The following is a 25,650-nucleotide window of genomic DNA, read 5'->3' on the forward strand; positions in this document are numbered from 1 at the left end:
CAGTGAACCGCAGTGAACCGCAGTGAACCGCGGTGAACAGAAGTCTCACGAGTCACACAGTTTTCGTCGACTTGTTGAGCTATCAGCCCTGCGGCCGCCGATCGAGCAATACGGTCGCGGTGCGCGCGACCATTTCGTCGGCGTCACCGGTGCACGTCCGCAGCGCCGAAGCTGCTGCGGTACCGGGGATCTCGGCGAGAGCTTGCACCAGGCGCGATCGAACGGACGCGTCGGGGTCGGCACCCAGGCGGTCGACGAGAAGGTCGACGATCCGCTCGCGGTGGGCTTCGTGACCGGCGAGGACCTCGGCGGCCTCGACATCGCGGTCGCCGGCACCGATGAGCTCGACCAGGGCATCGACCGCGACCGCGGCACCGCGGCGTCCGAGGGTCAGGGCAGCGGTGCGTCGGACGGCGGGATCGGGATCGGCGAGCAGTCCCTCGAGAACCGACGTGACCTGTGTGGTCTCCTCGATCGCGGCGAGCGCGGTGACCGCCCGGCGTCGAACAACCGGATCGGGGTCGGCCGCACCGTCGACGAGGCGGTCGACACCGCCCGGTCTCTGCGCGAGCGCCCACCGAAGGGCACCGGCGACGTTGGGATCCGGCTCCTTCAGGAGTGCGTCCGCCAGCGAGTCCCCGGACACCCTGACCTCGCCGGCCAGCATCGCGGCAGTCTGACGATCGGCCGCGTTGTCGGACTGGACGGCGCGGAGCAGTCTGACCACTCCCAGCACCGCGGACCACTCGGTGGGCCCGGCACCCCGCACGTCCTGTAGACGGGCGAGGAGCTGGGCATCGGCAGCCATCCTCGCCTCGGTGTCGTCGATGAGGCGGTCCATGAGCGTGTCCGGTGCGAACCCCGGCTCGTCGAGCGCGCGGCCGACTTCGCGCAGCGAGAGTCCGAGCGATCGGAGGCTCTCGACGTGCATGAGCCGCTCGAGGTCGGCCTCGGAGTACTCCCGGTAGCCGCCGGACGTCCGGCCGGTCGGTCGCACGAGTCCGAGTGAGTCGTAGTGGCGCAGCATCCGGCTGCTCAAACCGGTGTGCCGTGCCACCTCGCCGATCAGCACCGCTACATTCCGTCCTTTGTTTCGACGGCCGAATCGTCGTCGGGGACAGGGCTGGTCGTCGGCGCGACGAAGTCCGACGCAGCGGCGAAGTCACCGTCCGGGTCGTCGATCAGCCGTTCGGTGGCCACGACGTGTGCGCGCACCGCGCCGTTGCCCCGCTGTTTCGCGACGGCAAGCGGTCCGGCCGTGGCGTCGCCGAGTCCGGCCAGGGCACGGCTGAGACTCCGTCGGACGTCGGTGCTCCCGCGGCCGAGTTCGCCGGCCAGTTCGTTCGCGAGCCAGGCCTCCCGGCCCGCCGGGACCAGGACGACCGCGGTCCGCCAGGCGGCGCGAGCCACCTCGTCGTCCGCATCGTGCAGGAGCGCGGGGGTGATCGACGTCCACGCCGACCGGTCACCGATCTTCGACAGGGTGTGTAGCGCCTGTGCCCGCGCCTGCGGAGACGCGGACGCCAGCTCGGGAATGAGGCCGGGCACCGTCAGTTCGGCGGGCAACCGCGTCAGGGCCCAGGTCAACATGTCCCGCACGAAGAAGTCCGGTTCCACGCCGCAGCGTCGGATCAGCTCCTCGGCATACCCGGGATGCGGGTTGCTGCCCGCCGCCATCGCGGCCCGCAGCCGCATCGACGCGTCATCGGCCGACAATGCTGCCATCAGGGCCGGATCGAGTGGGCGGGTTGTCTGGTCGGTCATGATCGACCACCTCCTTCACCGCCCACCTGACCGCTTGACACCGTGTCAAGGTCAAGCGTCGGGGGCTTTAGATCTCCCGACGATACGGATCACACCCGGGCGGGGCCTTGGGCGGCTCGCGATATTCCAGTTCCGGGATGTGCATGGTCATCGGGGCGGACTCGAGAGTGAACTTCTCGCCGTGATGCGCGAGGTCGATCGGCGGGCCCGACAGCAACCGATAGGTCGCGTTGTCCTTGTCGACGGCCACGACGATCTTCGAGTCACGGATGATCATGCGGAACGACATGTAGGTCAGCCGCTTCGGGAGCCGGGGCGCGAACGTGATGTTCCCGCCGAAGTCGCGCATGCCGCCGAAACCGGCCACGCAGTCGGTCCAGGCACCCGCGAGCGCCGCGATGTGTAGTCCGCTGCTGACGTTGTTGTGCAGGTCGTGCAGGTCGGTGAACACCGACTCGGCGAGCAGATCGTAGGCGAGATCGGGGTAGCCGACCTCGGCGGCGGTGACCGCCTCGCAGCACGCCGACAGGGACGAGTCGCGGACGGTGAGCGGGTAGTAGTAGTCGAAGTTGCGCAGTTTCTGCTCGGGGGTGAAGGCATCGCCGAACAGATAGGTCGCGAAGACCAGGTCGGCCTGCTTGACCACCTGCTTGCGGTAGAGGTCGTAGTACGGATAGTTCAGCAGCAGCGGATACCGCCCGACCGACGACTCGAAATCCCAGGCGCCCAGCAGGGTGAACGACTCGCACTGCTGGTGGACGCCGAGGGCGTCGTCGTAGGGGATCGTCATGTCGTCGGCGCACGCCTCCCAGTGCGCCGCCTCGGCGGTCGTGACCCCGAGATGCTCGGCGAGATCGGGCCGGCGGTGCACGGCGGCCACCGCGTCCCGCAGGTTCTGTTGCGCTGCGAGGTTGGTGAAGGTGTTGTTGTTCACGACCGCGGTGTACTCGTCGGGACCCGTCACCCCGTCGATGCGGAACTTCCCGTTCACATCGTGGTGACCCAGCCCGGCGAACAGTCGCGCGGTCTCCACGAGTAGTTCGACGCCGCACTCGGTTTCGAACTGCTCGTCGTTGGTCGCTCGAAGGTAGCGAGCGGTGGCGTTGGCGATGTCGGCGGACACGTGCACGCCTGCGGTGCCGGCGGGCCAGTAGCCCGAACACTCGTCGCCGTTGATCGACCGCCACGGGAACATCGCCCCGCGCTGGCCGAGTTCGGCGGCGCGGGACTTCGCCTTGTCCATGGTGGAGTGGCGCCACCGTAGTTCCTCGCCGGCGGCGGCGGGGACCGTGTAGGTGAGCATCGGCAGGATGAAACTCTCGGTGTCCCAGAAGGTGTGACCGTCGTAGCCGGGGCCGGTGAGGCCCTTGGCCGGGATGGCGCGGGACTGACCGCGTGCGCCGGCCTGCAACACGTGGAAGAGCGCGAACCGGACGGCCTGCTGCAGCTCCGGATCGCCGTCGAGTTCGACATCGGCGTCGCGCCAGAAGTCCTCGAGGTAGCGGACCTGGTCGGCCTTGAGTGAGTCCCAGCCGGTCTCCATCGCCATCGCGAGGGCCGCGTCGACCTGGGCGCGCAGTGCCGGCACCGAACGCCGCGCCGACCAGCCGTACCCCATGTACTTGGTCAGCGTGAGGCTCTTGCCCTTCGGCACGTTCGCCGCGATGGTGAGCCGGGCGAGGTCGCCGTCGGCGCGGATGAACGTGTCCGCCTTGTCCGGGAAGTAGATTTCGTGATCCATCCCGGCCGCGATGTGCAGGCCGGACTTCTTGGTGTGGTGGACCAGCATGCCCCAGTAGTTGCGGCATGTCGCGAGATCGGAGACGAGGGGTGCGTCGAGCGCGGCCGCCAGGCGCGGGTCGTTCCCGGGGGCGGGCACCGGCTCGTTGGCGAGGAGGTCCGACTGCAGGACGAGCTTCATGTCCTCGTCGACGGGCTCGACCTCATACCGGATCGCGGCGATGGTGCGCTTGGTGAAGGACACGAGCCGCTCGGATTTGATGCGCACCTTGCGGCCCGTGGGTGAGGTCCAGACGGTGTGGCGACGCAGTGTGCCGGTACGGAAGTCGAGGGTCCGCTCGTGTTCTTCGGTACGCCCGTACCGGAGGTCCATCGGCTCGTCCTCGACGAGCAGCCGGATGATCTTGCCGTCGGTCACGTTGACGACGGTCTGTCCCGACTCGGGGTAACCGTAACCGCTCTCCGCGTAGGGCAGGCCGCGCAGTTCGTAGAAGCCGTTGAGATAGGTGCCGGGATGATCGACGGGCTCGCCCTCTTCGAACGACCCGCGTAAACCGATGTGTCCGTTGGACAGTGCGAAGAGTGTCTCGGTCCGGCCGAGCATGTCGAGGTCGACTCCGCCGCGCCACTTTAGCTGCCACGGGTGGATCTCGAAGCCGAAGTCGTGGCCGTGCTCGGCGGTCATGCGGGGAGCAATTCGTCGAGGTCCGTCACGACGACGTTGGCGCCGGCCGCGCGCATCGCCTCGGCCTGCCCACCGCCGACACGGTCGACGCCGACGACGTAGCCGAATTCGCCCGCGCTGCCGGCCCGGATGCCGGAGATGGCGTCTTCGAAGACCGCTGCCGCAGAGGGTTCGACGCCCATCTGCTCGGCGCCCAGGAGGAACGAGTCGGGAGCGGGTTTGCCGTTCAGGCCCTTCGACACGATGTCGAGCCCGTCCACCCGGACCTCGACGAATTTCGACAGATCCGCTGCATCCAGCACTGCTGCTCCGTTCTTCGAGGAGGTCACGACCGCGATCCGGAGGCCCGCATCACGAGCCGCCTCGAGGTACCGCACCGAACCCGGATATGCCTGCCCGCCGTCCTCGGCCAGGGACACCAGGAACATGTCGTTCTTCCCGTTCCCGATGGCGGTCACGGTCTGCGGGTCGACGTCGTCGATGCCGCGGGAGGCGAGGAAGGCTCGCACGCCGTCTTCCCGGGGACGTCCGTCGACGTAGTCGAGGTAGTCCTGGTCGGTGAACTCGACGAAATCGGCATGGTCCGCGCCGCCCGCACGCGCGGCGAGGAAGGCGTCGAACGCCTTCTTCCATGCCTTGCGGTGCAACACCGCGGTCTCGGTGAGAACCCCGTCGAGGTCGAACAGTGCGACGGTGATCGAATCTGGCAATCCCAACACGCTTCGCCACGCTACCCGTCCCGGACGACTCCGGCGCGATTTGCGCGGCCGGGCGAACCGTTTTCCCGCGGTGGTGGTGCTCGCGGCGGCGGGCGACCGCTCGCCGTCCCGGGGTGACGGGCCCGAAAAACCTTTGACCGGGCTGCAACTGAGGGTGAGACGATGAACCGATGACCCGACGTTTCGCCCAGATCGATGTGTTCTCCGCCACCGGAACCGGTGGTAACCCGGTGGCCGTGGTGCTCGATGCCGCCGACATCCCCGACGACCGGATGGCGGCATTCGCCCGCTGGACCAATCTGTCGGAGACGACGTTCGTGCTGCCGCCGACCGACGCCGCAGCCGACTACCGCCTGCGGATCTTCACCCCGGACGGGGAGTTGCCCTTCGCCGGTCACCCCACGCTCGGTTCCGCGCATGCGTGGCTGACGACGGGCGGCCACCCTGCGGGGGAGGACATCGTGCAGGAGTGCGGCGTCGGCCTGGTCCGACTCCGCCGTTCGGGTGCACGGCTGGCCTTCGCGGCACCGCCGTTGCGACGATCCGGCCCCGTCGAGTCCGCGGTCGTCGCCGAGGTCGCCGCCGCACTGGGGATCGTGGCCGGCGAGGTCCTCGCGGCCGAGTGGGTCGACAACGGGCCGGAATGGATGGTGCTGCAACTCGCGTCCGGGGAGCGGGTGCTCGAGGTGACGCCGGACATCCCGGCGCTCGGCGATCACAAGGTCGGATTGTTCGGGATGTACGAGTCGGACGGTGAGGTCTTCGGAGAGGTCCGGGCCTTCGTGCCGGGCATCGGCGTCCCCGAGGACCCGGTGACGGGCAGTCTCAACGCGGGTATCGCGATGTGGCTGCGTGCGAACGGTCACGCCCCGGCGTCGTATGTCGCGGCCCAGGGCGCCGCACTCGGCCGTGCCGGACGCGTTCACGTCCACGACGACGGCGAGAACATCTGGATCGGTGGCGACACGACGACGGTGATCGAGGGCACGGTGACGCTCTGACCCGGATGCCCGGGCGTGAGGGCCGCAACCGGAGGGTGTCGGCGCGCTGTGCCAAGGTGGTGCCATGAGCGACGCCCCTGGCGCCCCGGACAAGAGCGATCCCGAGACGAGCGGCGACGAATCTCTGAGCAACAAGGCCGCCAGGAAGCGGCGTCGACGCGAACCACCGCCCGACCCGGCGCCCCTGCCCGGCCTCGTCGACGCCCACACCCACCTGGCCGCGTGTGGCGGGCGCGATGCCGAGACGGTCCGTGCGATCTGCGACCACGCGCATGCCGTCGGTGTCGACCATGTCGTCACGGTTGCCGACGACATGGTCGACGCGCGCTGGGCGGTCGCCGCCGGGGACTGGGACGACCGGGTGTACGCGGCGGTGGCCCTACACCCGATGCACGCCGGCGATCTGAACGACGAGACTGCCGCCGAACTCGAGCAGATGGTTCGTCATCCGCGCGTCGTCGCCGTGGGCGAGACCGGGCTCGACTACTACTGGCCTGGGAAGTCGGACGAGTGCGCGCCGCCCGAGGTGCAGCACGAGGCCTTCCGCTGGCACATCGACCTCGCGAAGCGTGTGGGCAAACCCCTGATGATCCACAACCGCGAGGCCGACCGCGACCTGCTGGACATCTTGGCCGCGGAGGGGGCACCCGACTCCGTGATCATGCACTGCTTCTCCGGTGACCGAAACGTTGCCCGCGAATGTGTCGACCGTGGCTTCATGCTCAGCTTCGCCGGCACTGTGAGCTTCGCCAACGCCGACGAACTCCGGGTCGCGGCCGAACTCGTGCCCGACGACCAGATCCTCGTCGAGACCGACGCCCCGTTTTTGACCCCGCATCCCTACCGTGGCCAGCCGAATCGGTCCTACTGCCTCCCGTACACGGCGCGAGCGCTCGCCGAGGTGCGCGGCGTGACCGATGTGGAGATGGCGCGTCTTCTCGGAGCCAACGCGCGACGGGTCTACGGCATCCCTTTGCCATAATCTGGCCGGTTCGTTATCGTACTGTGATCCGCCTGGCCGACGTGCTGATCCACTCGGCGGGCGTGGTGCCAGTGTTGCCTATCAGGATGTCGTGCCCTTGTCTTCCTTGCCCAATCCAGAGTCGTCCGAGCCGGTGTCGTCCAAGTCGGTGTTCGCCAAGATCAACGGATCGAACTCGTTGCGTGTCCGCGTCGCGGTCGGCGCCGTCTGCGCCACTGTCGCGGCCGGCGGGATCATGGGCGTCACCATGCACAAGAACGTCGCGATCGACGTCGACGGCGACGTCCGGCACGTGTCCACCATGGCGATGTCCGTCGAGAGCCTCCTCGAGTCCGAGGGGCTGGCGCCCGCCGACGGTGACAAGGTGAGCCCCGCGCCCGACTCCGGCTTCGGCGACGGCCAGACCATCCGGGTGAACAAGCTCAAGCAGCTCACCCTCGACATCGAGGGCAAGCGCGAGACCATCGTCACCAACGCCTCGACCGTGGACCAGCTGATGGCCGAGCGTGGGTTGACCCACGCCGCCGAGGAGACCGCGTTCGGCCAGGAGCTGCCGGTCGGCGGCGGCCAGATCGAGGTCGCACTGCCCAAGCCGGTGAACCTCGTCGACGGGCCGGCCAAGAAGCGTCCGACCGTCGCCGCGCACACCGTCAAGGATCTGCTCGAGTCGCTCGGGACGCCGCTGGGCGCCGAGGACAAGGTCACTCCCGCGGCCGACACCAAGGTCACCCCGAATCTGAAGATCGTCGTCACGCGGATCAAGACCGAGGACGTCACGCTCACCGAGCCGGTCGCGCCGCCGGAGGTCAAGAAGGAAGATCCGACCCTCATCCGCGATCGCAAGGTGGTCGAGAAGAAGGGCACGCCCGGTGAGGCGCGCGTGACGTACAAGGTCACCACCGTCAACGGCCGAGTTGTCAAGCGCGACAAGCTGACCAGTGAAGTGCTCACCGAACCGGTCGCGGCCACCGTCCGCATCGGCACCAAACCGGGCGCGCCGTTCGTGCCGTTCGGGTCCGTCTGGGACGCTCTCGCCGCGTGCGAGGCAACCGGGAACTGGGCCATCAACACGGGCAACGGTTTCTACGGCGGGGTGCAGTTCGATCAGAACACCTGGGAACGCTGGGGCGGTCTCGAGTATGCGCCGCGCGCCGACCTCGCCAGCCGCGAGGAGCAGATCGCCGTCGCCAGCAAGACCCAGGCGGTCCAGGGCTGGGGCGCGTGGCCGTCCTGCTCGTCCAAGCTGGGCCTGCGCTGATCGACGAGACGCCGGCACCTGACGAGACGCCCGCGGGCAAGCCCGACGAGGCTCCCCGTCTGCTCGGTCCCGCACAGATCCGGGAACTCGCGGCCGAGGTCGGCGTCCGGCCGACCAAGACGCTGGGACAGAACTTCGTCCACGACGCGAACACGGTCCGGCGGATCGTCGCGGCGTCGGGTGTCGGTCCCGAGGACACCGTTCTCGAGGTCGGTCCGGGGTTGGGCTCGCTCACCCTCGCGCTCCTCGGAACCGCAGGCAAGGTCGTCGCGATCGAGATCGATCCGGTTCTCGCCCAACGTCTTCCGGCGACGATCGCGGAGTACGCGCCGGGCCGTCAGGACAATTTTCAGGTCATTGTCGCCGATGCGCTGCAGGTGACGCGCGACGACCTCCCCGCGGTGCCCACCGCGCTCGTCGCGAACCTGCCGTACAACGTGTCGGTGCCGGTCCTGTTGCACCTGCTCGGTCTCTTCCCCGAGATCACCACCGCCCTGGTGATGGTGCAGGCGGAGGTCGCCGACCGCCTCGCCGCGGGCCCGGGCAGCCGGACCTACGGCGTGCCGAGCGTCAAGGCGCGTTACCACGGGCGCGTGAGCCGCGCCGGTGCGGTGGGACGCAACGTGTTCTGGCCCGAACCCAAGGTCGAATCGGGGCTCGTCCGTATCGAACGCACCGACGATCACTCCACCGATCCGGTTGAACGCGCGCGGGTGTTCGCGGCGATCGACGCGGCATTCGCCCAGCGCCGCAAGACGATGCGGTCGGCACTGGCCGGATGGGCCGGGTCGGCGGCCGAGGCCGAACGCCGACTGCGCGAAGCAGATATCGATCCCGGCGTGCGCGGCGAGAAACTCGACGTCGACGATTTCGTCCGGCTCGCCCGCACGACCGCTGGTCTCTGAACCAGCCAGGGGCGACGACTCATTCCGCTCGATGCACCAGCGCGAGCGACGTCTCACTCTGCTCCCTGAGGTGCGAGGAGCGATAGCGACGAGCCTCGAAGACATCCCAGGGGTGCATGGTGTCAAGCGGCGAGGGTGGTGCGGTGGTTCCAGGCGGTGTGTTCGTTGTAGGGGGTGCGGTGGGTGAGGCAGCCGTGGAGGATGCCGATGAGCCGGTTGGCGACTGCACGCAGTGCCTGGCTGTGGGACTTCTTCTGGTCGCGGAGGCTGTCGTAGTAGGAGCGGGCGCCAGGACTGCCGGTCAGGGCGCTTTGCGCCATCCGTAGGGCGGCGTCGTTGAGTCGGGTGTTGCGGATATGGCGGGCCAACACGACGTGTCCTTTGCCCGAGGCGATGGTGCGTGGTGAGGTGCCGGCGTAGTTTCTGCGAGACTTGGCAGTGGCATAGCGTTCGGGGTCGTCCCCGAACTCGCCAAGCATCCGGGCGCCGGTGATGTCACCGACTCCGGGCATGGACAGGTAGATCGCGGCGTCGGCGATGCGCGTTAAAAGACTGGGCCATAGTGGTTTCGAGTTGACCGATTTGGGTGTTGAGAGCGGCCAGCATTTCCACGGTCGCTGTCACGGTCGCGGCATAGGCTGCGGTGAGCGCCTCGGGTGCACCCAGGTGGCCGCTACCGCGTAGGGCGTGCTGGATGTCGCGGGCACGGGTGTCGATATTGCGTTGGCGGCCGCCCTTTTTCAGAGCTGATCGGATCGCCGCGACAGATAGTGCCGCGCCCTGTCGGGGCGTTGGTGCGCGACGCAACACCGCCAGGCAGTCTTTGTGGGCGAGGTCGTCGCCGAAGGCATCGACCGCGGCCGGGTAGTAGGCGCCCAGTTGGGCGCGCAACACATTCTGTTGCGCTGAACGCGCCCACACCAGGTTCTGGTGGGTGCGGGCCATCACCGTGATCGCGTCGGCAGCGACGGTGTCGGCGGCGACGAGGCGATGGTTGTGTCGGTCGGTGCGCACCAGATCAGCAAGGGTTTTCGCATCGGCCTTGTCGGATTTGGTGCCCCCGACGTGGTGGCGGTCGCGGTAGCGCGACACTGACAACGGGTTGATCGCGAACACCTGATAGCCCGCGGCGGCCAGGGCGGTGACCCACATGCCGTGATCGGTTTCGATACCCACCACCACCTCGGCGGGATCCTGCACATACCGGGCGAGTAGTTCGTGCATCGCGGTGGCACCGGCAGCGGTTTCGGGTATTCGGCGGGTGGCCAGGGTGGTGCCGTGCTCATCCATCACGCACACGTCGTGATGATCTGAGGCCCAGTCGTTGCCCACAAAGATCATGACAGTCGTTCACCTCGTCTTCGGTCGTCTCGACGATCTCGATGTGAACCTTGCGGGAGTCACCCTGGACGCGGCCTAATGGATCAGTGCTCACCCAGATGTTTCGGGGGCACGACATCCCAGAAGCGTTCGAGCGGGTGATCCCTCCCGGCCGGGCCACGGTCTTCGAGTAGAAATCCGACACCGTTTCAGGGCCTGGCAGTGGTCACCGACCAGGAAGGCTCACACGACCAGCATCCCCTCCAGGACACCGATCCACCCCCATTAGGGTCTGGCGACTCACGCTGCGAAAACCCTTCGTGACGCTCGCAAGCTCGCTCCTCAGGGAGCAGGGAATCGCGGGACTCAGTTCGACGCGGCGCGCAGCTTCTCCAGCAGCTCGGGAGCGGCGTCGCGCAGGAACTCCTCCTGGGTGTCGCCGCCGATCTGGACGAGCGCGATGTCGGTGAAACCGGCCTCCCAGAAGGGTTTCACCGCCTCGACGATCTGATCGAGGTCGGGGCCACACGGGATGTTGCCCGCCACGTCGTCCGGCGTCACGAACTGGGTCGCGGCGGCGAATCCCGCGGTGGTGCGCAGGTCGGCGTTGACATCCCAGCCGCCGGCGAACCAGCGGAACTGATCGTGAGCGCGCTCGATCGCCTTGTCGCGATTGCGATCCCAGCTGATCGGGATCTGTCCGATCGCGCGCGAGCCCTGCCCGTCGACGGTCGGGGTCGACGAATGGGCGTTCCAGGCGTTGATGAACTCGGCGTCGGGTTCGACGGCGATCAGGTGGTCGGCGAGGGGACCGAACGTCTCGATACCCGCGTTGCCCGCGACCGCGACACCGATCGGGACCGGCTGATCGGGGAGGTCCCAGATCCGGGCCGCGTCGACCTGGAAGAACTCGCCGCGGAAGTCGACGAGCTCGCCGGTGTGCAGCTTGCGGATGATCTCGATCGCCTCGGCGAGCATGTCCTGACGGTCGGCGACCGACGGCCAGCCCTCGCCGACGACGTGTTCGTTGAGGTTCTCCCCGGAGCCCAGGCCGAGGGTGAAGCGACCGTCGGCGAGGATCTGCAGTGTCGCGGCCTTCTGGGCGATGATCGCCGGGTGATAGCGGATCGTCGGGCATGTCACGTAGGTCATCAGGTCGACCCGCTCGGTCGCGTGGGCCACGGCGCCGAGGACCGTCCACGCGTATGGGGCGTGTCCCTGGGCCGAGAGCCATGGGAAGTAGTGGTCGCTCGACACCTCGAAGTCGAAGCCGGCGTCTTCGGCGCCGACTGCGTACCGCACCAGCTCTTTCGGGCCGGCCTGCTCGGTCATCAAGGTGTAGCCGAATCGGGTTGCCATGGGGTTCTCCTCTGCGAGATCGGTCGCGTCGGTGTAGGCGTTGAGTCGTAGGTCCGAAACCTGGGCGCTCGAGACGGTGGTGCCCGGGCAGGCGGACATTCGACGACGGGGCGCGGTTCTCGACCCCGGAAACGAGGTGCAGATGCCTGACCACAAAGCGGATGGGTCGATCGACACCGTGCTTCTCGATGTCGACGGTACGCTCGTCGACTCCACCTACCTCCACGCGTTGGCGTGGATGCGGGCCTTCGCCGGCCACGACCTGACCCCGCAGTGGTGGCAGGTGCACCGGGCGATCGGCATGGGTGGTGATCGTCTGGTCGGCGAGATCCTCGGCGACGACGTGGAGGAATCGCTGGGGGACACCCTCCGGGACGAGTGGGAGAGCGCGTACCGTGGCCTGCTGCCCGACGTGCGGCCGCTGCCGGGCGCTGCCGACCTGGTCCGCGGGTTGCTCGACGCCGGGTATCGGGTCGCTCTGGCGTCGTCGGGCAAGTCGGAGTTCACCGACGCGGCGCTCGAGTCGATGGGATTGTCCCGGAACGACTTCGCCGCCGTGACCACGTCAGACGACGCCGATTCGTCCAAGCCGGCACCCGACATCCTGTCGGTCGCCCTCGACGAGGCCGGCGGCGGCAAGGCCGTCGTCGTAGGCGACACGGTGTGGGACGTGGCGTCGGCGCACCGACTGCCTGCGGACTGCGTGGCGGTGCGGTCCGGTGGGTTCGCGGAGGGGGAGTTGCGCGATGCGGGCGCGGTGCTCGTCGTCGAGCATGTCGGCGAACTCGTGGACCGCGGCTGGCGCCCCTGACCGACCCCGGCTGGGCCCACGGCCGGTTGCGGCGGTGGGCACGGGGCCGACCCCGGGGCGCTAGGCTGGATCATTGTGTCGCGAACGTCGCTGTCGGTGGTGTCGGACTCCGTCACCGCGCGGGCTCCGTCGAAGGTCAATCTGCACCTCGGGGTGGGTCCGCGCCGCGATGACGGCTACCACGACCTGGTCACCGTCTTCCAGGCGCTGTCCCTGCACGACGACGTCAGGGTGGCCCGTGCCAACGAGATGACCGTCACCGTCCGCGGCGAGGGCGCCGCGTCGGTCCCGGCCGACGAGTCCAACCTCGCGGTTCGGGCGGCCCTGGCACTGGCCGACTGGGCGGACCGTTCCGGCAAGGTCGCCATCGACATCGACAAGACGATCCCGGTTGCCGGCGGCATGGCCGGCGGCAGCGCCGACGCCGCGGGGGCGCTCGTCGCACTGGCCGCGCTGTGGAAACTCGACATCGGCCGGGACGACCTCGCCGCGATCGCCGCGGGTCTGGGCAGTGACGTGCCGTTCGCGCTGCACGGCAACACCGCACTCGGCACCGGACGTGGCGAGCGGCTGATGCAGGTCCTCTCTCGCGGAGAATTCCACTGGGTCCTGGCCCTCGCGCGGGAGGGGCTGTCCACGCCGGCGGTGTATGGCGAGCTGGATCGGTTGCGCGACAGCCGATCTGGCGAGTGCGCCGACGACGCCGGGCGCGATCTGCTGCGTCGTCCCGACGAACTGATGCAGGCGCTGGCGTCGGGTGACCCGCACGCGGTGGCGCCGCTCCTGCACAACGACCTGCAACCCGCCGCGCTCTCACTGCAGCCGACCCTCCGCCGGACCCTGCGCGCTGGGGTCGATGCCGGGGCGCTGGGCGGCATCGTCTCGGGCTCGGGTCCGACGTGTGCCTTCCTCTGCGCCGACGAGACCAGCGCGGTGAACGTTGCCGCGGAACTGTCCGGCGCCGGCGTCGCGCGCTCGGTCCGCACCGCCAGCGGTCCGGCAGCCGGGGCGCGAGTGCTCGGGGCCGACCGAACCTGACCGTTCGTGCCGGCGCCCGCACGTGACCCTTCGACGAGGCGCGGGCAACAGCCAGCCGTCGAGTTCGACGAGGACGGTTATCGTCTGTCGGTCTGCGTCGTGCTGTCCAGTTCGTGGGGCGCAGGTCGGGATTCGCGACCGATCAGTGACCGCAGATGTGCGAGTTCGTCGGCGAGTTCACGCACAGCGGGGTCGGGGGAGTGCGCTGCGCGTGCGGGTGGTGTCGGGGTACGGCGTGCGCGGTGCTCGGCGGTGACCTGATGGTCGAGGTCGGCGAGCTCGCCGGCGAGGACCGAGAGTTCGTCGGCGTCGGGGGTCGTCGCCGGTGGTGTCCGCGCTGCGGATGCGCTTGTGACCCGGTCGGCGACGCGCTCCGTCGCGCTGACCACCGGAATCCAGGCCCAGGCTTCAGCTCCCGCCGGGGGAGGCTCGGAGAGGTTGCGCTGCAACGAGGTTCGCGCATCCGATAGCCGTCGATACACGATCCGGCGATCGGCGGTCACGACGTCTGGTGACGCATTGCCCGCCACGTCTTGGGCGTACCGTGCGAGAACGGTCAGCGTGGCGCCGAATGACTCGACCATGTGCACGCGGCGAGCCCCCGGCCAGACGAGGTAGCCGACGACGATCACGATGACACAGCCGATCACCGTCGTGGCCACCCGCGCTTCACTGAGATGGAGGATCGATGCGTGGGGTACGACCACATCGAGCAGAATCATGATCAGCGGTGTGAGCACCAATGCTTGCCCCAGATATGACCGCGTCATGGCCCAGGGCAAGGTTGCCGCAAGGACCGCGATGACAAGCCCGGAGATGATCGGTTGATGAGGGAGAACACCGACCGCGACGGCGACGCAGGCGCCGCCGACGGTGCCGATGCCACGAAGGACCGCACGACCGAACACCGAACCGAGGTCGGGCTTCATCACCAGCGCGACGGTCAGCGCGATCCAGTACCCATGTGCGACGGGCAGGACGAAGTACATGGCGTAGGCGATTGCTGTGCACAAGGCCAGTCGGCCGGCCGACGCGAGCAAGGCCGGACCCGGCGGGGACGGCGTGGTGCGTTCGGGCGGTGCGGTCGATACCGGCGAGGGCGCGTCGCCGAAGATCGCGTCCTCCAGCATGCCGAGGCGGATCAACGTCCCGTCCGGTGGGCGAGCCCCGGGTCGGCGCCGATGGGTGAGTGCAGCGGCGCATTCGGCCAGCCGCGGCGCCGTCTGTGTGGATAGGTCCCGATCTGCATCGTCGGCGAGCAGGCGGGCCATCAGCTGATCGGCAGCCCGCGAGATGGCCGCTGCCCGGTCGTACTCGGGGGTCGGTCCACCTGCGGTACCGCGCCCGGTGATGGCCATGTGATCGAAGGCGTCGAGCGCACTGATGGCCTGCGCCCGCTCCACGGCGAGATCGGTGTTGCCGGCAGCTTGTGCGCGAGCGAGCACGGACAGTGACCGCAGCAGGGTCACCAATGAGTCTCGCTGGGGCCGAGACCGGCTGATGGCCACCTCGACCGCAAGTCCCGCGGCATAGAGAACCGCCCCGGCGAGGAACAGTACCGCCGGTTCCCAATAGGGTCGAGCTGCTGGGACCCCGATCGCGATCGCCGCGATCACCATCGCCTGCATCGTCGCCACCGACACTGTTCCCGAGTACCCGCTGACGATGCCGGAGACGCCGGCGATCACGGCCATCACGGCCACGGTGACCGGGGCCGGTGCGGTGGACAGGACTCCGAGAAAGTACGCGGCGGCCGCGAGTGGTGTGGTCGTCGCGAACTGTCGGAAGCGGGCCCGGTACGCCACCGACTTCTCGCCGGCCGCGAGCAGCAGCGTTCCCATGCTGATCCACATCCCGACCAAAGGGTGACCGGTCAGCGCACCGAGGGTCACCGGGGCAGCAACGGTCACCGCGCCCCGGATCGACCGGCCCAGCGGCCATGTCGCCGACGGTGTGGCGAGGAGGGCCCGCATCCACACCGTCGGCTGCCAGCCGGGCAGGTCGGTGGTCACGACTGGTGCGACGGATCCTGCAGTGTGGCGAGTTGGGCGAGGAGTGCGAAGGAGAGGAACGTCATCGGACCCTGATCGGCGAACTGTCCGCTGACGTTGCCGGCGATCCCGCCTTCGACCGACAGTTTGCCCTGCAGGTCGAGTTTGAGTTGCGGAGAGCCCTCGGCGAAGTCGAGATCCTCGAGGTCGACCCAGACGATGTTCGGCCGTGTGGTCGACTCGAAGACGAAACGCTTGTTCGTCAGGTCGGTCACCGTCTGCCAGATCGTCTGCGAGGCATCGGGTTTTCCGGGATCGGGCAACCGGAAGGGTTGCGCAGCATTGCGGATGACGCTGAACATCCCGGCGATCGCCTCGACCTTGCTCTTCGGCTGGGGTAGTCGCCCGGAGTAGTACGCCGCGCGCGCGAATCGGTGCTCTGCCTCGGTGTCACCGGGGAGGGGCTGGTCGCCGCCGAGGCCCTCCCAACGCCGGAGAAGCTCGACCTGCTTGTCATAGGTCGGTGAATTCGTCATCACCCGGAAGGAGCTGTCGTGATAGACACGCGGCTTCCCGTCGATGTACTCGATGATCGCCGAGTCGCCGGTTGCATCGTCGAGCGCGAGATGAATGGTCGGCGGGTTCCCGCCGGTCGGATCCGGCATCTGGATGACCTGAACATTGGTGTCCTCGACCCACTGCACGGCATCGGCGACGGTTGCGAAGTTGTCGAGGAAGTACTGCAGCCAGACCGCCTGGCTGAGCGCAGGCCTGGATTTGTCGTGCTCGCCGTATGTGGATTCTGCCAGCCAGAGGACGTGACCGGCGAGTCCTGCTTCGTTGATGCCATCGACCGAGATGATGTCGAACGCAGCAGCGATCACGCTCCCGTACTTCGAGGTCCAGGTCAGCTCTCCCTCGACGCCGTCGTCGCGACTGATCCCACGGGGCTGGGTCCACAGGTTGGTCATCAAGTCCTTGTGGAAATCCATGTTGCGGCCCACGAGCACTGCGCCGGCCGCGTCTGGCCAAATCACCCGGGTGCACATCGTCGATCACCACTTTCTGTATAGGACAAACGAATTGGTGAGCCGAAGCGTCTGTGGACACGACCTTATCAACGGACAGCGTCATGGTTCTGACGCGATTGTCCTGTGACGGATCGCCTTTCACGAATCGGTGACCACTTCAGTCGCCCAAAACCCTAATACGCGAATGCGGTCGGCCGGTGCTTCGAGACCCATCTGGCACAGAATCGAGGTTTTGTGGTCTCAAAATCCGGGCACGCGCGCGCGCTTTCGTCGAGGTGTTCGTTTGGGACATTTCAGGCACGGATTCGTGCCGTGTTTGACGCGGTCGGCGGTGCGCCGTGTCGGCATCGGTCGTCAGGTCGCCGCCGCGGTTCCCCAAGGTTCTGAGTCTTCGAGATCTGGGGGACCACCGTGAAAAGTGCTGTACAACAGCGTGCTCGATCGCTGTGCGTTTGCTCCGACACGTTGCGGCGCACGCTCCCGGAAGTCGGTGATGCTTGCGAATGGGCGCGCGCGAACCGGCGCCCGAGTCGATTTCAGATCGCGGAGTATTGCTGTCTCGTGGCGCATTTCAGCGCTAATGTCCGCCCGTAACGATTACTGAGCCGGGCACCGCGATGTCTCAATCAGTGCGTTGTTCGAGCAGAGTCTCAAGTCCCGAGAAACGGGGACGAAGGTTCTGTGTCATGTGCCGTCGGGGCGGAACGAGAAGCGATCTCCGCGTCATCACCGCGGGTCGCCACTCGGAGATGAGAGGTCCACCATGAGTACGACCGGAGTACCCGGGCCCGAAGGTCCGGGTCCTGGCGGTGCTGCCGACGGGTACCGCGACGTGGATGAGTTCCTCCTCGTCGCGGAGGAGATTGCGGTACGTGCCTCCTGGGGGCCGATCTTCGGACCCACCGACGTGGCGATCCGCGCGGGCGGGGTCACGGTCCTGCAGGGGTCGGGCGGTCGTGGACGAACGGCACTCCTGCTCACACTGGCCGGGCGGATGGCGCCCACCAGCGGCTCACTCACCGCTTTCGGGAGGACGAACGACGCCCGAAAGCTCTTCAAGAACGCGGCGATCGCCGACATCGACGAGGTCGACGGCATCGACCAGACGATCAGGGTCCGTGACGTCCTGACCGAGCAGATCCGCTGGCAGGCCCCGTGGTTCCGATGGGTGGGGCAGTCGACGGCCGACGATCTGGAGCGGTTGTGCCGACCGGTGTTCGGGCCGCTGACCCTTCCGCACCTCGATGCCTTCGTCGAGGAACTGCCCGAACTGACGGCTGCACTGTTCCGCATCGCGATGGCGAACCTGCGACGACCGCCACTGCTCGTCACCGGCGGCGTCGACCGGATGACGCGGACCAGCAGCGCGCACCGGCTACTCGAGCGGTTGGTCGACCTCGGGCGTGAACAGACGGTCATCACCGCCGACGTCAACGGTGTCCATCCAGGTGTCGGCATACGTGAGGTCCTCCTGGTCGACAACCTGACCGACCACGAGTTCGTGCGAATCGTCTCAGAAGATCGGAACTGAACATGCTTGCCGCATTCTCTCCGGGCAGCGACTTCAAGCGTTACTACCGGGGCCGCATGCCCCGACTCGCGCTGATCGTCATCATCCTCATGCCGCTGATGTACGGCGCGCTCTACCTGTGGGCTTTCTGGAATCCGTTCAACGCCGTCGACAAGATTCCCGTGGCCCTTGTGAACGCAGACAGCGGTGCCGTCGTCCAGGGGGAGCCTCTCAAAGCCGGTGATCAGGTCGCGGCGGGTCTGATCGCTTCCAAGCAACTCGACCTCCACCCCGTCTCGGCAAAGGAGGCCGAGGAAGGCGTCGCGAACGGGACCTACTACTTCTCGATCACCCTGCCCGAGGACTTCAGCGAGGCCCTGGCGTCCCCGACGAGCGGCACGCCGCGATCGGCCGAGCTGATCTTCACTTACAACGACGCGAACAACTACCTGTCGACGGTCATGGGACAGGACGCCGCCCAGCAAGTTGTCAACCAGGTCGGTGCGCAGGTCGGCGCGCAGACCTTCGACATCGTCCTGAACGACGTCAGCCAGATGATCCCGAAGCTGCGACAGGCGCAGGCCGGTGCGAACGAGCTGAACGCCGGGATGAAGACTGCGAACACCGGTGCCGGGGAACTGGCCACCAACCTGGTGACGGCGCGGGACGGCAGTCAGCAGCTGGCCGGCGCCCTCGATGAGCTCGACACGGTCGTCCAGCGCGCGACGACCCCGCTGATCGCCGCACTCGGTCAGGGCCCTGGTTCCGGACCGAGTCCGCAGGAACTCGCGGCGACCGCGTCTCGGCTGGGCGCCACGAGCGGGTCCATCGCCGAGCAGCTCGGAGCAGTGTCCTCACGGCAGTCACAGGCGAGTCGACTGCTGTCCGACGCTGTGAATCGCCTGCGGTCCAGTCCTGACCCCAACGTGCGTGCCATCGCCGACACCATCGCACCAGCCCAATCGCTGCTCGACACCGGCGGATTGAGTCCCGACGCGAACAACCAGCTCACCCAGCTGCGAACCGACGCGCAACTGTTGTCCGGCCAGTTGTCGAACCCGCAGAGCCCGACGCGGATCGCGCTGGGCCTGTTCGCCGACGACGGCCTGCGCAATGACGTTCTCGCCGCGCGCTCGGCGTCCTCGCAACTGAGCTCCGGCGCCGACCAACTGAGTACCGGTCTGGTGGAGCTCAGCAACGGGGCCGACCAGCTCGCGGCGGGTACCGTCCGACTAGCGGCCGGTACCCAGCAACTGGCGACCGGGATCAACGAGGGCGTCGCGGCGATTCCCGCGTGGTCACAACAGCAGAAGGACGAACTGACCGCCACTCTGGCACGCCCGGTCGCGCTCAAGGAGAACACCCTCAACGAGGCCAAGACCTTCGGCACCGGTTTCACCCCGTTCTTCTTCGGGCTCGCGCTCTTCGTCGGCAGCATCATCGCCTGGATGCTGTTCAACCCGTTGCAATCCCGGCCGATCGCGCAGGGTCTCAATTCGTTCCGCGTGGTACTGGCGTCGTTCGCGCCGACTTTCATGGTCGGACTGCTGCAGGCGACCATCCTCTATCTCGTGGTGGTCTTCGCGATCGGTCTGCGACCGGCGTATCCCGTTGCAACGTATGGCTTCATGTTGCTGATGGTCGCCATGTTCCTCGCGATGATCCAGATGTTCAACGCGCTGTTCGGTCCAGCGGTAGGACGAGTGGTGACCTTGGCGTTCCTGATGATCATGCTCACCTCGGCGGGAGGTATCTACCCCGTCCCGACCACCACGAAACCGTTCCAATACATCCACTGGGTGGATCCGATGACGTACACCGTCAACGGCCTGCGGCAACTGACGGTCGGCGGCGTCGATCATCGCCTGTGGATCGCGGTCGGTGTGGTGGCCGGACTCACGGCGGTGTTCCTCGCCGTGTCCACCTGGGCGGCTCGTCGAAACCGTCAGTACAACATGGATCGTCTCTACCCGCCGGTGGAGGTCTAGATAGCCAGGTCACCCACGGACTGCCCGAGTACGTCAATCCGACTGAAACCCCTACTCCCAAGGAGAGAGAGTATGACCACCACCGAGCATTCGAATGCCAGAACAACCACCAACGCAACCGATTCGCTGTTCATCAACCCGGTCTTCGTGCGGCCCGGCGAGGCGACCGAGCTGCCGAAGTTCCAGATCCCGGACGGAATGAGCCTGCCCCAGACGGCGTATCAGATCGTGCACGACGAGGCGATGCTCGACGGCAACGCACGCCTCAACCTCGCCACGTTCGTCACCACCTGGATGGACGACGAGGCGCGACAGCTCTACAGCGAGACCTATGACAAGAACATGATCGACAAGGACGAGTACCCGCAGACCGCGGCGATCGAGGACCGGTGCTGGAAGATCCTTGCCGACCTGTGGCACGTGCCCGACGTGGAGAGTTCGATCGGGACATCGACCATCGGCTCGTCGGAGGCGGCGATGCTCGGGGGCTTGGCACTCAAGCGGCACTGGCAGGCGCGTCGCAAGGCCGAGGGCAAGTCGACCGAATCGCCGAACCTCGTGCTGTCCACCGCGGTTCAGGTCTGCTGGGAGAAGTTCCTCAACTACTTCGAGGTGGAGCCGCGGTGGGTTCCGGTCACCGAGGACCACGTCGTCTTGGACGGTCACGACCTCGAGAAGTACGTCGACGAGAACACGATCGGTGTCGTGGCGATCATGGGTGTCACCTACAACGGGTTGTACGAGCCCGTGAAAGCGATCTCGGAGAAGCTCGACGAGATCCAGGCGTCGACCGGGCTGGATGTGAAGATCCACGTCGACGGCGCGTCGGGCGCGATGATCGCCCCGTTCTGTCAGCCGGATCTGGAATGGGACTTCCGGGTACCGCGGGTGGTGTCGATCAACACCTCCGGGCACAAGTACGGCCTCGTCTACCCGGGCCTCGGCTGGATCATCTGGCGCGACACCGACGCCCTGCCGGAGAGCATGGTGTTCCACTGCAGCTACCTGGGCGGTGACATGCCCACCCTCGCGCTCAACTTCTCGCGTCCGGGCGCGCAGGTTCTGTTGCAGTACTACAACTTCCTGCGCCTCGGGCGGGAGGGGTATCGCCAGATCCAGCAGAGCTCACTGGACGTCGCGCAATACCTGTCCGGGAAGATCGCCGAGATCGGACCGTTCGAGCTGGTGAGTCGAGGCGACACCATCCCGGTCTTCGCGTGGCGACTCAAGTCCGATCACACCGACAACTGGACACTGTTCGACCTGTCCGACCGACTCCGGATGAAGGGCTGGCTCGTACCCGCCTACCCGATGGCGGACAACCTCGCGTCGATGACCCTGCAGCGCATCGTCGTCCGAGCGGGATTGAGCCATGATCTGGCGACCGCGCTGCTGACCGACATCGTGGCCGAGGTCGACTTCCTCGACAGTCTCGACGCTCCGATGCCGCGCGTGTCCGACACCGGTTCGCACTTCCACCACTGATGTCCCGGTGCCGGGGCGCCGTCGACGCCCCGGCACCGGTACGTGTGGTGTCCGACTCCTGAGGACGCACAACACATGAGCATCGCTGTCGAGCCGCGGCACTGGCGCCACCTCCTGCTCGAACCGACCCTCAACAAGCAGTGCTGGGGTTTCGTCATCGGCTCCGCACTGTTCGCACTCGGATCGGCCCCCGGCTTCGGCTCCTGGGCGGGGGCGTCGAACTCCAACCTGTGCTACTTCGTCGGTGCCTGGTTCTTCACCGCGGCCGGACTGGTCCAGCTGCTCCGCAGCGGACCCGCCACCGTCTCCGTCGATTACGGTTCGGGCACGATGGTGCGTGCGGAATGGCTTGCCGCATCGACCCAATCGGCCGGCACTATCATGTTCAACGTGAGTACAGCCTCCGCGCTCACCGCCCATACCGCCGCGGCCGACAAGCATTTCGTCTGGTCTCCCGACGCGGCAGGTTCGGTGGCGTTCCTCATCAGCGGTGTCGCCGCGATCATTGCCTACACCCGCACCGACCGATGGTGGAATCCGCGGAGCGTCGAATGGTGGTCGACCCAGATCAACTGGGTCGGCTGCGTCGCGTTCGCGGTGTCCGCGGTGGGTGCCTACGTCCTCGCCGACGGCAACAGCCTGGACAACACCCTCGCCAACACCGGTACGTTCGTCGGCGCGCTGTGCTTCATGGTCGCGTCGCTCATCGTCGCGCCGGTCTGGAAACGGCCCGTGGCGTGACACCCGCCTGGCAGTCGGCGGACACGTCTTCTTTGTTCTCCGACGACACCGTCGAGCAGTGGTACGGGCGGATCGGTGCCTTCAGTCCGATCGGTCAGAGCGCAACCCGGCACGTGTACCGAGCCGGGGCGGACGGGGCCGCGCACTACCTGCCGGCGCTGACCGTGTCCGGCCCGGACGGGGTCGACAGTTTCGCCGAGATCGTGTTCTGGCGGCCGTTGACGCTGATCTGCGCGTTTGCCGCCCTGCGCTCGCCGTGCACGATGTCGGGCAGCGGCCCACCCGTGGTCGACGGACTCGAGTCCCACGTGATCGTCGGCACCCAGTCCATGTCGTCGTCCGGTGTCGTCACCCATGGCCGGGCGTCGACGACATATCAGGGAAGCGACTTTCTGGGAGTCCTCGACACCTCGCAGGAATTCACGCACACGGCGTTCGACATCAGCGATCCGGCCGGCGTGTGGATTCCCACCGCACTGCTCGCCGAGGACTTCGGTTCCGGTCCGCTCATCGCCGAAAGCCCACTCGCCCGATCCGCCGCCGCCTTCCTACGCAACTTCGCTCATGAAGTCGCGGTGCGTGGCGCTGACACCGACGTCGAGGCCGAACTCGCCGCGATCGACGTCGTTCGTTGTGCATTGCGGAATTCGACGACGCGACCCACGCAGACGGACAACAATGCCCAGATCATCCAGGACGCCACGCTGTCGCTGATCGAACAGAACTATCGTGACCCGGGCTTCTCGGTCGATTCGATCGTCCGGAATCTCCATGTCAGCCGGCGACATCTCTACCGGATGTTTGCGGGGGCCGTCGAGTCGCCGGCCGCGCTGATCGCACGCCGCCGTCTGGAGCGGGCGCGGACGATGCTGGAAAGCCCCGGGGACATCACCATCGATCGGGTGGCGCAGGCTTCGGGATTCACCTCGGGTGCCATCTTGCGGAACAGATTCCGGTCCGAATTCGGCGTGACGCCGGATCAGTTCCGTCGCAACCGGTTCGAGCAAACGGCAGCGGACGAGTGACGGCGGGCATGTGATGGGGCCCGGTTATTCCAGGTCTGGTTTGGATTCTGCTGTGGTCGACGCCTGGTATCAGCGATGGGGTGTACGCGATCCGGGTGATCTGTCCGCACCCGTTCGACTCCGGGGACGAGCGGGCCTGGCCGCCTACTCGACCGGTTTCAGTGCGGTCAGTGCTGATCAGCCGGAGACCTACGAGTCCATCATCTACCATCGAAAACTGTCGATGATGATGGCGCACTGCGAATTACATACGCCTCGACGAACCGAACTGACCGAGACGACGATTCGCGCGCAACCGATGGAACTCGTCATCGTGGCCGCTCACGTCCTCGACAGCGAGTTGCGGATCACCCAGTACGGCAGACGGATGTCCTATGGCGAAGGCCAATTGGTGGTTCTTGCGCTCGACAGCCCGTTCGTCAACGTCGTCGAATCGGTGGCCGATTCCGCGATGCTGATCATTCCCAAGCGACTGCTCGGACTCGGCAACGGAGCCGAGCAGATGCCGGCCCTCCCGGCCGCAGCCGACTCGCTCGTGTCGCGATCGACCGCACAGTTCGTGCGCCGCTTCGCCGGTGATGCCGCGATGCTGGGGCGCACGGTGACTCCGGACATGGAGATCGCAGCGATTCGCATGGTCCGGGAGACCATCGGTTTGCACGGATATCACGAGCGTCATCCCCAGCACGACAGCATCGTCGTCCGGGAGACCGCGCTGGAATTGATCGAGCGGAGCTATCGCGACCCGCACTTCTCCGCGGATTCCATCGCGTCCGCGCTCCACATGAGCCGACGGCATCTCTACCGGCACTTCGCGGACGCGGAGTTCTCACCCGCCGTCCTGCTCAAACAGCGACGGCTTGCCCGGGCGATGGAGTTGCTCGCCGGTGCTCGGGAACTGCCCCTCGACGAGGTGGCGCGGCGTTCGGGATTCGTATCGGTCTCGACCATGCGCAACCGGCTGCGGGCGGAGATCGGTATGACGCCCGTCGAGTTCCGTGCCTCGGTTCGCCCCCCTGCGCCGGAAGTCCTGGCGTCGGAAGTCCCGGCGACCACGCAACCCCGCGCCGAATCGGGTGAGGGTGCGACCTGACCCGACTCGGGTCGCCGTGTCGCCTCCGGTGCGTCGGTACAGTTGATCGATGCCTCGCATACGTCGGACGGTCGCCGAATCCATCTCGGTCGTGATGCTGTCGACTGTGCTGCTGTTGGGGGCGCTGGTCGTCGCGGCACCAGCTGGTGCCGCCGCACCCGTCGACGGTTTCGTGTTCACCACCACCGACGTCGTTGCCGACGAACTCCCGTCGGCGGCCGCATCGGGCACCCGGCTCACCTACGCGACACGCGATCAGAACGGCCGTCCCGCGATGTCGAGCGGCGTGTACTGGGTGCCGAGGGGGACGCCGCCCGCCGGTGGCTGGCCGATCGTCTCCTGGGCGCACGGAACCGTCGGACTGGCCGACGAGTGCGCGCCGACCCTGCACCGACTCGGCGATGGCGTCGAAGCTCCCGTGCGGGCGGCACTCGCAGCCGGTTATGCCGTGACCGCAACCGATTACGCCGGGCTCGGATCGGCGGGGGAGACGGAGTACCTCGGCGGCCGGGCGGCGGCGTATTCGGTGCTCGACATGATCCGCGCGGCCCGGTCGGTCGATCCCTCACTCGGGTCGCGATGGGTGTCGACCGGCCATTCGCAAGGCGGTCACGCCGCGCTGCAGGCGGGCCGCCTCGCCGCGGACCATGCACCCGAGCTGCCGGTGGCCGGCATCGTCGCGATCGCCCCGGTCTCGTCGCTGGAGAACCTGTTCGGATTGTTCGGCCCCCGCGTCCCAGGTCTCGGCGCGCTCAATGTCCTCAGTGCGCCGTTCCTGTTCACCCTCGCCGGACTCGACCACGCCCACCCGGAACTCGGCGTCGCCGACTTCCTGACCTCCGACGGCAAGCGTTTCCTCGACCGCGCGCGAGCCCGGTGCAACGGCGATCTCGTCGATGCGCTGCGGTCGGTGTCCCCGGGCTCGCTCGTCGCGTCGTCGTTCACCGCCGAGCTGGAGTTCCGCAACGCCTTGCGCGAGTATGCCGAGGTCCCCACCTCCGGGTATCCGGCGAAAGTGACTCTCGCGCACGGTCTTCTCGATCCGGTGCTGCCCTATCCGCTGAGCCGGTCGCTGCGCTCGGCGATGCGCGACGCCGGCACCGACGTCGATCTCAAGACCTATGCGCGCGCCGACCACAGCAGTGTCGTCGACGAGTCGCTGCCCGACGTGATGACCGCGATCCGGGAGTCGTTCGGCCGGTAG

At 67.3% G+C, this 25,650-nt stretch carries 20 protein-coding genes and 1 pseudogene; 13 read left to right on the forward strand and 8 right to left on the reverse strand.

Features of this window, described 5'->3' with window-relative positions:
- Positions 1–82: 82 nt before the first annotated feature.
- The 4 genes from ABIC25_RS03245 to ABIC25_RS03260 form a co-directional block, all read right to left on the reverse strand.
- Complete coding sequence (locus ABIC25_RS03245; protein ID WP_354559927.1) at positions 83–1,072, reverse strand: HEAT repeat domain-containing protein; 990 nt, start codon at positions 1,070–1,072, stop codon at positions 83–85.
- 2 nt (positions 1,073–1,074) lie between these two features.
- Complete coding sequence (locus ABIC25_RS03250; RefSeq protein WP_354559929.1) at positions 1,075–1,764, reverse strand: HEAT repeat domain-containing protein; 690 nt, start codon at positions 1,762–1,764, stop codon at positions 1,075–1,077.
- Between the two features lie 67 nt (positions 1,765–1,831).
- A complete protein-coding gene (locus ABIC25_RS03255) occupies positions 1,832–4,189 on the reverse strand; it encodes a glycoside hydrolase family 65 protein (protein WP_004019672.1) in 2,358 nt (785 codons plus the stop codon).
- Entirely contained in the window at positions 4,186–4,908 is a 723-nt protein-coding gene (locus ABIC25_RS03260; protein ID WP_354559930.1) for a beta-phosphoglucomutase family hydrolase, read from the reverse strand. The genes ABIC25_RS03255 and ABIC25_RS03260 overlap by 4 nt, the downstream gene beginning before the upstream one ends.
- Before the next feature lie 170 nt (positions 4,909–5,078).
- On the opposite strand from ABIC25_RS03260, the gene ABIC25_RS03265 reads away from it, so the two are divergent.
- The 4 genes from ABIC25_RS03265 to rsmA all read left to right on the forward strand — a co-directional run bounded on the left by ABIC25_RS03265 (position 5,079) and on the right by rsmA (position 9,054).
- On the forward strand, positions 5,079–5,909 hold the full coding sequence (locus ABIC25_RS03265) for a PhzF family phenazine biosynthesis protein (RefSeq protein ID WP_354559932.1): 831 nt from the start codon (positions 5,079–5,081) through the stop codon (positions 5,907–5,909).
- A gap of 64 nt (positions 5,910–5,973) precedes the next feature.
- Positions 5,974–6,891 carry a TatD family hydrolase gene (locus ABIC25_RS03270; RefSeq protein WP_354559934.1) on the forward strand — a complete coding sequence of 306 codons (918 nt, stop codon included), beginning with the start codon at positions 5,974–5,976 and terminating at the stop codon, positions 6,889–6,891.
- A gap of 133 nt (positions 6,892–7,024) precedes the next feature.
- A complete protein-coding gene (locus ABIC25_RS03275) occupies positions 7,025–8,149 on the forward strand; it encodes a resuscitation-promoting factor (protein WP_064569339.1) in 1,125 nt (374 codons plus the stop codon).
- Positions 8,113–9,054 carry a 16S rRNA (adenine(1518)-N(6)/adenine(1519)-N(6))-dimethyltransferase RsmA gene (rsmA, locus tag ABIC25_RS03280; protein WP_354559936.1) on the forward strand — a complete coding sequence of 314 codons (942 nt, stop codon included), beginning with the start codon at positions 8,113–8,115 and terminating at the stop codon, positions 9,052–9,054. Before ABIC25_RS03275 ends, rsmA begins: the two co-directional genes overlap by 37 nt.
- Before the next feature lie 122 nt (positions 9,055–9,176).
- Here the strand turns inward: rsmA and ABIC25_RS03285 are convergent.
- Positions 9,177–10,395 (reverse strand): annotated as a pseudogene (locus ABIC25_RS03285) (IS110 family RNA-guided transposase).
- Positions 10,396–10,740: 345 nt separating this feature from the next.
- Entirely contained in the window at positions 10,741–11,733 is a 993-nt protein-coding gene (locus ABIC25_RS03290) for an LLM class F420-dependent oxidoreductase (RefSeq protein WP_239400791.1), read from the reverse strand.
- Between the two features lie 142 nt (positions 11,734–11,875).
- Here ABIC25_RS03290 and ABIC25_RS03295 point away from each other — a divergent pair, with 142 nt between their 5' ends.
- Both ABIC25_RS03295 and ABIC25_RS03300 read left to right on the forward strand, forming a co-directional pair.
- Entirely contained in the window at positions 11,876–12,544 is a 669-nt protein-coding gene (locus ABIC25_RS03295) for an HAD family hydrolase (protein ID WP_239400789.1), read from the forward strand.
- A 75-nt stretch (positions 12,545–12,619) separates the two neighbouring features.
- Positions 12,620–13,582, forward strand: coding sequence for a 4-(cytidine 5'-diphospho)-2-C-methyl-D-erythritol kinase (locus tag ABIC25_RS03300; protein WP_004019662.1), 963 nt, complete (start codon positions 12,620–12,622; stop codon positions 13,580–13,582).
- Positions 13,583–13,659: 77 nt separating this feature from the next.
- Here ABIC25_RS03300 and ABIC25_RS03305 read toward each other — a convergent pair whose 3' ends face one another.
- Together ABIC25_RS03305 and ABIC25_RS03310 are read right to left on the reverse strand one after the other, a co-directional pair.
- Complete coding sequence (locus ABIC25_RS03305) at positions 13,660–15,594, reverse strand: FUSC family protein (RefSeq protein ID WP_354559938.1); 1,935 nt, start codon at positions 15,592–15,594, stop codon at positions 13,660–13,662.
- Complete coding sequence (locus ABIC25_RS03310) at positions 15,591–16,622, reverse strand: linear amide C-N hydrolase (protein ID WP_354559940.1); 1,032 nt, start codon at positions 16,620–16,622, stop codon at positions 15,591–15,593. The genes ABIC25_RS03305 and ABIC25_RS03310 overlap by 4 nt, the downstream gene beginning before the upstream one ends.
- A gap of 745 nt (positions 16,623–17,367) precedes the next feature.
- Here ABIC25_RS03310 and ABIC25_RS03315 point away from each other — a divergent pair.
- The 7 genes from ABIC25_RS03315 to ABIC25_RS03345 all read left to right on the forward strand — a co-directional run bounded on the left by ABIC25_RS03315 (position 17,368) and on the right by ABIC25_RS03345 (position 25,650).
- The gene (locus ABIC25_RS03315) at positions 17,368–18,135 is read left to right on the forward strand and encodes an ATP-binding cassette domain-containing protein (protein WP_354559941.1); all 768 of its coding nucleotides are present in this window, start codon (positions 17,368–17,370) and stop codon (positions 18,133–18,135) included.
- A 2-nt stretch (positions 18,136–18,137) separates the two neighbouring features.
- Positions 18,138–20,102, forward strand: a complete 1,965-nt coding sequence (locus tag ABIC25_RS03320) for a YhgE/Pip family protein (protein WP_354559943.1) — start codon at positions 18,138–18,140, stop codon at positions 20,100–20,102.
- Between the two features lie 72 nt (positions 20,103–20,174).
- Positions 20,175–21,587: a glutamate decarboxylase gene (gad, locus tag ABIC25_RS03325; protein ID WP_354559944.1), complete on the forward strand. Its 1,413-nt coding sequence runs from the start codon at positions 20,175–20,177 to the stop codon at positions 21,585–21,587.
- A 75-nt stretch (positions 21,588–21,662) separates the two neighbouring features.
- Positions 21,663–22,328 (forward strand): hypothetical protein, encoded by a 666-nt coding sequence (locus tag ABIC25_RS03330; protein ID WP_354559946.1) that lies wholly within the window; start codon positions 21,663–21,665, stop codon positions 22,326–22,328.
- The gene (locus ABIC25_RS03335; RefSeq protein ID WP_354559947.1) at positions 22,325–23,353 is read left to right on the forward strand and encodes a helix-turn-helix domain-containing protein; all 1,029 of its coding nucleotides are present in this window, start codon (positions 22,325–22,327) and stop codon (positions 23,351–23,353) included. Before ABIC25_RS03330 ends, ABIC25_RS03335 begins: the two co-directional genes overlap by 4 nt.
- A 40-nt stretch (positions 23,354–23,393) precedes the next feature.
- Positions 23,394–24,446 (forward strand): AraC family transcriptional regulator, encoded by a 1,053-nt coding sequence (locus ABIC25_RS03340; RefSeq protein ID WP_239400775.1) that lies wholly within the window; start codon positions 23,394–23,396, stop codon positions 24,444–24,446.
- A gap of 94 nt (positions 24,447–24,540) precedes the next feature.
- Positions 24,541–25,650 (forward strand): alpha/beta hydrolase, encoded by a 1,110-nt coding sequence (locus tag ABIC25_RS03345; protein WP_435529098.1) that lies wholly within the window; start codon positions 24,541–24,543, stop codon positions 25,648–25,650.

The organism is Gordonia sp. PvP123 (assembly GCF_040547295.1).
In the GTDB taxonomy this organism is placed as follows: Bacteria; Actinomycetota; Actinomycetes; order Mycobacteriales; family Mycobacteriaceae; genus Gordonia; species Gordonia terrae.